Below are 264 nucleotides of genomic sequence, written 5' to 3' on the forward strand. Positions count from 1 at the left end.
CCGGACAAAAAGGAACAGGCAAATGGACAAGCCAAAGCGCGCTGGATCTAGGCGTACCGTTGTCCATGATTACGGAGTCCGTATTCTCCCGTTTCCTGTCCGCCATGAAGGACGAGCGTGTAGCTGCGAGCAAAATCCTGAACGGACCGAAAGCCGAAGCGTTCTCCGGTGATAAAAAAGCATTCATCGAGAGTGTACGCAAAGCATTGTTCGCAAGTAAAATCGTATCTTATGCACAAGGCTTTGCCCAAATGCGTGCGGCTT

At 50.8% G+C, this 264-nt stretch carries 1 pseudogene; it reads left to right on the plus strand.

From position 1 onward, the window contains the following. Nucleotides 1-264, plus strand: a pseudogene (locus CHH60_RS29480) (NADP-dependent phosphogluconate dehydrogenase); the annotation flags it as partial.

The sequence above is a fragment of the Paenibacillus sp. 7523-1 genome (assembly GCF_002276415.1).
Classification (GTDB): domain Bacteria; phylum Bacillota; class Bacilli; order Paenibacillales; family Paenibacillaceae; genus Paenibacillus; species Paenibacillus illinoisensis_A.